At 74.7% G+C, this 5,997-nt stretch carries 6 protein-coding genes; 2 read left to right on the top strand and 4 right to left on the bottom strand.

Annotated features, from left to right (window positions below):
• The 3 genes from CCN51_RS47125 to CCN51_RS47115 all read right to left on the bottom strand — a co-directional run.
• A partial coding sequence (locus CCN51_RS47125) for an LLM class flavin-dependent oxidoreductase (protein WP_143676126.1) occupies window positions 1-459 on the bottom strand: 459 nt, incomplete at its 3' end.
• Between the two features lie 70 nt (window positions 460-529).
• On the bottom strand, window positions 530-2,656 hold the full coding sequence (locus CCN51_RS47120; protein ID WP_014176900.1) for a tetratricopeptide repeat protein: 2,127 nt from the start codon (window positions 2,654-2,656) through the stop codon (window positions 530-532).
• Window positions 2,653-3,057 (bottom strand): hypothetical protein, encoded by a 405-nt coding sequence (locus CCN51_RS47115; protein WP_014176901.1) that lies wholly within the window; start codon window positions 3,055-3,057, stop codon window positions 2,653-2,655. Before CCN51_RS47115 ends, CCN51_RS47120 begins: the two co-directional genes overlap by 4 nt.
• Before the next feature lie 126 nt (window positions 3,058-3,183).
• Between CCN51_RS47115 and CCN51_RS47110 the strand changes: the two genes are divergently transcribed.
• Window positions 3,184-4,062 (top strand): phosphorothioated DNA-binding restriction endonuclease, encoded by an 879-nt coding sequence (locus CCN51_RS47110; protein WP_014176902.1) that lies wholly within the window; start codon window positions 3,184-3,186, stop codon window positions 4,060-4,062.
• Window positions 4,063-4,152: 90 nt separating this feature from the next.
• Here the strand turns inward: CCN51_RS47110 and CCN51_RS47105 are convergent, their stop codons facing one another.
• Window positions 4,153-4,665, bottom strand: coding sequence for a hypothetical protein (locus CCN51_RS47105; RefSeq protein WP_043486944.1), 513 nt, complete (start codon window positions 4,663-4,665; stop codon window positions 4,153-4,155).
• A gap of 63 nt (window positions 4,666-4,728) precedes the next feature.
• On the opposite strand from CCN51_RS47105, the gene CCN51_RS47100 reads away from it, so the two are divergent.
• Window positions 4,729-5,997: PucR family transcriptional regulator (locus tag CCN51_RS47100; RefSeq protein ID WP_086860989.1), on the top strand; the 1,269-nt coding region annotated here is incomplete at its 3' end.

Below are 5,997 nucleotides of genomic sequence, written 5' to 3'. Positions count from 1 at the left end.
CTCGGCGGGCGGGTGGACCAGGGTCACGCCGTCGATGTGCACGGCCCGGCCGTCGAGGGTGGCCGTCTCGCCGCGCAGCAGGGTGCGCACCACCGTGATCGTCTCTTCGAGCAGCGCCAGCGGGGTCGGGGACGCGGCGCCGACCTGGGCCATCCACTCCGGCACGCCGTGCCCGACGCCCGCAATGAAGCGACCCGGGAACACCCGGGCCACCATGGCCAGTTCCATGGCGAGCAGCGCCGGGCTGCGCAGCGGGGCCGGGGCGATCCCGATGCCGACGCGCAGCCGCTCGGTGGCCGCCAGCGCGAGCGTCGCCGAGCTGATCGCCCCGGCCCAGCCCAGGTCCTCGACGACCCACAGGTCGTCCGCTCCGTACTCCTCCACCGCCCGTGCGAACGCGGACAGCTCTTCCGGCTTGCGGTCCCGGTCGAACATCACGCCGATGCGGCGGCGCGGCAAAGGCTCGTTACCCACCAAGTCGTTGGTCATCCGGCCAATGTAGGTGGCGCGGGCGAACCGGAGTAGGGGATCAAGGGCGTGCGGCGCGGGCCCTGGTGAGCAGGTCCCGGGCGAGCTCGGTGTGCGGATGGGCGGAGCCGAGGACCCGCTCGCGGTCGGCCAGCACGCGCTCGTGCAGCGGAACGGCCCGGTCCGGGTCGCCCGCCAGCTCGTACGCGTAGGCCAGGTTGGAGCGGGTAGTGAGGGTTTCGGGGTGGTCCGGGCCGAGGATCCGCTCGTGGTCGGCGAGGTTTCGTTGCAGCAGCGGCAGGGCGCGGTCCAGATCGCCGGCCGAGCGGTGGACGGTGGCCAGGTTGGCACGCGAGGCCAGGGTGTGCGGGTGGTCGGCGCCCAGGGTGCGTTCGTAGTCGGCGAGGTTGCGCTCGTGGAGCGGGGCCGCCCGGTCCGGATCGCCCGCCAGCGCGTACAGATGGGCCAGGTTGGAACGGGAGGCGAGGGTGTCCGGGTGGTCGGGGCCCAGGATCCGCTCGCAGTCGGCCAGGTTGCGCTCGTGAAGCGGCGTCGCGCGATCCAGATCACCCGCCGAGCGGCAGGCGCTCGCGAGATAGCTGCGGGAGCTCAGTGTGCGCGGGTGGTCGGGGCCGCGCAGCCGCTCGGAGGCCGCGACGGAGCGCTCGGCGAAGGCGATGGCCCGGTCCGTACGGCCCTCCCCGAGGACGAAGGCCGACGCCTCGAACAGCACGCGGTCGATCGCCTCGTCGTCCTGGTCGGGCGCGGTCGGTTCGGTCAGCGCCGCGTATGCCTCGATATGCGGCAGCAGCTCCCGCCAGCGCGGCCACCCGGCCACATTGAACAGCGGGTCCTCGGGCAGGGCCGCGGCCAGCAGCTCCGCGGCGCGGCGCCGGGCCCCGGCGATCGCGTCGGCGGCGCGGTGCGGATCGGCCGGGTCGGGGGTACGGGCGACGGCCTGGACGAGCCGGTGGACGGCGAAGGTGCGCGGGGTGAGGGTGATCATGCTGTACGCGTGGAGCAGCGCCAGCGCCTCGTCGACAGCGATCGGATCGTCGTCCAGCGCCTCGGCCAGATCGCGCGGCACATCGTCGGGGCCGAACCAGGCGGCCGTACGCAGAATCTCGACCGCGAGCGGGTCCCGGGCGCCGATGGCGCCCAGGGTGAGCTGCCAGATACGGGCGATGGTGCGCTGCTGGGCGGCGTCCGCTCCGGCGGAGGAGGCATCGGCCGACGCAGCATCGGCTGAGATGGCCTCCGCTGACATGGCATCCGCTGACGTGGCGAACATCCGCGCCGGGTGGCGGCGCAGCCGCGCCAGGTAGGCGGCGGGGGTCAGCGCGGTGTGCTGGATGTACGCGGCGGCCTGCTCCAGGGCGAGCGGGAGGTGGCCGAGTTCGGCGGCCAGCTCCGCGAGCTCGGGGGCGCCATCGCCGTCGGTCGAGTGGGTGATGCGCATGAGCAGGTCCAGTGCGGCGTCGGGGGTGAGGGTGTCGAGTGCCACGGGCCGGGCGAGGTGATGCCAACCGGTGGCGCGGCGGCTGGTGATGAGGTGCCGCCCGGTGGTGAGGGAGCCGAGCAGCGGTGCGAGATCGCCTGGCGCGGCGGCGTCGTCGAAGACCAGCAGCCATCCGTCGTGGGCCTGCAGCCAGGTGGTGGCCCAGGCGGCGGCCTCGGCGCCGGAGGCGGCGGTGAGGTCGGCGTACGGGTTCAGATGCGCGGCGAGGGCGGCGAGGCCGAGGCCGATGGTGCCGGCCGACTCGGCGGGGATCCACCAGATGGGGTTGTACCGGTCGCGGTGGCGGTGGGCGTAGTGCAGCGCGAGGGTGCTCTTGCCCATGCCGCCGAGCCCGTGCACGACGACCGGGACAGTGCCGTCGGCCTCGGCGTCGGCTTCGGCCTCGGCGTCGGCGTCGGCTTCGGCTTCGGCTTCGGCGCGGGTGGCCGCGTCGAGGCGCGCCAGGTCCTCCTCGCGGCCGACGAACACCCCGCTGCGCGGCGCCGGCAGATTGTTCAGCCCGGGCGGCGCCGCCACCTCCGCCGGGCCCCTGACCGCCTCGGCCGGCAGCCGCACCGTGCGGTTGTCGATGACGGCCCCGTCCCCGGTGCTGACGATGCCCTGGTTGTGGCCCACGGCCACGGCCCGGTCCCCCGACGCCTCCCCGGGCCTGAACGGCTGCTGCGTCATCGCTGGATCGTGGCGTCGCTTCCGGTGCTGATGATGCCGGAGTTGTGCTGGACGGCGACGGCGCCCTGGCCGGAGGCGGTGAAGGACGTACCGCCGACGGGCAGCAAACGGGCGAGTTCGGCGGTGAGTTCGGCGTCGGCGAGCAGCGCCCGCTTGATCTGTGCCCGCAGCGCCGCCTGGAAGTCCTCGTCCTCGGGCGCGGCGGCCAGGTCCTGGACCGCCTCGTCGATGCCCTCGCGGCTCTCCTCCCGCCCCCGCAGCCGCTGGAGAATCCGCTGCCCCAGCGAGACGGTCGCATCGGCGCCCGCGTCGGCCGCGCGGGTCAACGCGGCCGTCCCGTACGCGCCGACCGCCGCCGTGACGTACGGCACGAGCTGATTCGCCACCAGCAGAGCGTCCACGATGCGCCTCTCCCCGTTCTGTCCGTTCTGTCGTACCCGGACCCGTCGATACGCGGCCCAGCCACGTGGTCCAGCATGCCACCCCAACTCCCCCGTTACCGTGGCGGCATGGAGGGGATCGAGCGGATGGGCTGGGCCGAGCGCGTACGCACGCTGCGGCAGTGGTCGCAGAACGGGGAGCGGGCGCCGCACAAGCCGCTGCTCATGCTGTACGCGCTGGGCCGGTTCCAGCAGGACGCGGGCGACGCGCTGCGGTTCACCGAGGTCGAGGCGGATCTCAAACGGCTGTTGGCGGAGTACGGGCCCAGGCGCCCCACCAGCGCCGCGTATCCGTTCCACCACCTGGTGAACGACGGGGTGTGGGAGGTACGGACCGACGCGGGCGAGGGCAGCCCGGGCACGGCGCTGGGCGCGCTGCGCGCCAGCGGGGCGGCCGGGCGGCTCGCCCCCGGCCTGCGGGACGCGCTGACCGCCGACCCCGCCCTGCTCGGCCGCCTCGCTCAACTCCTCCTCGGCCAGCACTTCGCGCCCTCCCTCCACCCCGACCTCGCCGACGCCGTCGGTCTCGACCTGACCGCCGACGACGGAGCGCGCGGCACCCGCCGGATCCGCCACGGGGCCGCCGAAATGCGGGAGCGGGTGCTGACGGCGTACGAACGCCGCTGTGCGTTCTGCGGCTACGACGGGGCGATCGAGGGCACGGGCGGTCGGGCGCGCGGCGGGGCGGGCGGCCGTACGCCGGTGGGCCTGGAGGCCGCGCATGTGCGGTGGTGGGCCTTCGCGGGCCCCGACGACCTCTCCAACGGGCTGTGTCTGTGCTCCCTCCACCACAAGCTGTTCGACAAGGGCGTGCTGGGCCTCGACGGGAAGCGACGGATCCTGGTGTCACGGCAGTTCACCGGCCGCAGCGAGGCCGCCCACGCGTATGTGCTGCGGCTGGGCGGGCGGCCGGTGCTCGGGCCGCGGGCGGACAGCGCGCCGGTCGCCGATGAGCACATCGACTGACACATGGCGCAGGTCTTCCGCGGCGAGCCGCGGGTGGCGGCGCGGGGGTGAGCGGGCGTGCGGCGGGCGACGGGTGACGGGCGGCGCCCGTCAATCCGTGATGCCCAGGTCCTCGCGCATCACCCGGCGCATCGCCGACAGCCTCGGCTCGGCCTCCTTGAGCTCGATCAGCGCCGCCGCGGCGGTCTCCCCCTCGCCCGGCAGGCCACGGTCGATCCGCTTGGCCATGGCGTCGATCCCGGCGAGCACGGTGTTGAGCTCGCGGGACGCCGCCAGGACCCGCTCGGGGACGGTCATCTGCGCCTGGGCGTAGCAGTCCCGGTACTCGCGCCGGGCCTCCTCGAGCCCGGTGCGGTCCTCCTCCGTGTAGACGCCGTCCCTGATCCGGTGCAGGGCGTCCTTGAGCAGGGTGTGGAACTGGCGGGAGGCCCGGTTCATGGCGATGTAGGCGGTCCGGCGCTCCTCGAGGTGGCGCCGCCGGTCCTCGACGCGCGCCTCTTCGGCGCGCTGCCGGGCGGTCATGCGTTGCTGGAGCAAGGGGGCGAAGAGCGTGCCCAGAACGCCGACGACGGCGGTAAGCATCGCGGCTATGACGGCGGTCACCCGGCCGACCTTAGCCGACATCACCGTCGCCACCCGAAAGCCGCAGCACTACAGTTTTCACCCATGGGACCAGCGTCATCGGAAGCGCGGGCCGACCGCGCCGACGACGTGCTCGCCCTGGCCCGCCTCGCCGCGGAACCGGAGTCCGTACGCGCCATCCTCGCCTGGCTCACCCGCCGCACCGGCGGCCTCGCCGCGCTGATCGGCCCCACGGGCACGGTCCTCGCCACACCGGAGCCGGACCCGGGCCCGGACACGCCGGCCACCGCCCCCGCTGCCACCGCCGCCTCTGCCGCCTCTGCTGCCTCTGCTGCCGCCGTCGAACTGCGCCGCCGCGGCGCGCCCTCCGCGGTGCTCGGCGGCGAGGGTGGCCGCTGCGTACACCTGGTCCGGCTCGGCCACGGCGACGCCGCAGGCGGGGACGAGCCGCCGTACCTCGCCGTCGTCGGGCCCGATGACCCGCGCTGCGGGGTGCTGCTCGCCGACGCCGCCCGCACCCTCGCGCTCTGCTGGCGGCTGGAGGAGGCGGAGCGGGCCCGGCGGCGCGTCGAATCGGCCGAGGCGCACAGCCGCGAGGCGGTGCTGCATCTCCTCATGGTCGGCAGCGTGCCCGCCGCGCAACGGATCGCCGGGGCGCTGGGCCCGGCCCTGCCTGCCCTCGCCCGCGTATATGTGATCGAGTGTCCGGTCCGCAGGCGGCGCGAGATCGCGGCCCGAATCGACCAAGTGGCCCGGGGCCGGGCGTGGATCGTGCCCTGCCCCGTGCGCTCCAACCACCTCATCGCGCTCGTACCGCCGGGACCGAAGGGGGAAGGGGAAAAGGAGAGGGAGCGCGCGGACGGGCTCGCCCGGCTGATCGTCCAGCGGGTCCCCGAGTGCCGGATCGGCACCAGCGCCGAGCACCCGCTGCGGGACACCGCGGCCGGCTACGAGCAGGCGATCCACGCCCTCGCCGTGGCCCGTGGCGCGCCCCTGCGGTACGCCGGTTTCGGCAGACACACCGACACCACGGCGCTCGCGAGCCCCGAGGGGCGGCTGTGGGCGCTTGAGTTGCTGGGGCCCTGCCTGCGGTACGTCCCGCCGCGCCGCGCCGACCCGGGGCCGCAGGAGTTGCTGGGCACGCTCGGCTCATGGCTCAGCTTCGGCGGCGCCGCCAACCGCCATCTCAAGATCCACCGCAATACGCTCGCCGCGCGCATCCGCCTCATCAGCGACCTGCTCGGCCTGGACATCGGCCGCAGTCTGGCCGGCCAGTCCACGGCCTGGCTCGCGCTGCGGCTGCACAGCGCGCCGCCCAGCACCGCCGAAACGCCGGCCGAAACGCCCGCCACC

The organism is Streptomyces milbemycinicus, from assembly GCF_002154605.1.
Lineage (GTDB): Bacteria > Actinomycetota > Actinomycetes > Streptomycetales > Streptomycetaceae > Streptomyces > Streptomyces milbemycinicus.
This window is presented reverse-complemented; position numbering and strand designations above follow the sequence as displayed.

Coding starts and splice junctions, on each gene's coding strand:
- CCN51_RS47120 (WP_014176900.1), bottom strand. CDS start 2,656: ATGACGCAGCAGCCGTTCAGGCCCGGGGAGGCGTCGGGGGACCGGGCC.
- CCN51_RS47110 (WP_014176902.1), top strand. CDS start 3,184: ATGGGCTGGGCCGAGCGCGTACGCACGCTGCGGCAGTGGTCGCAGAAC.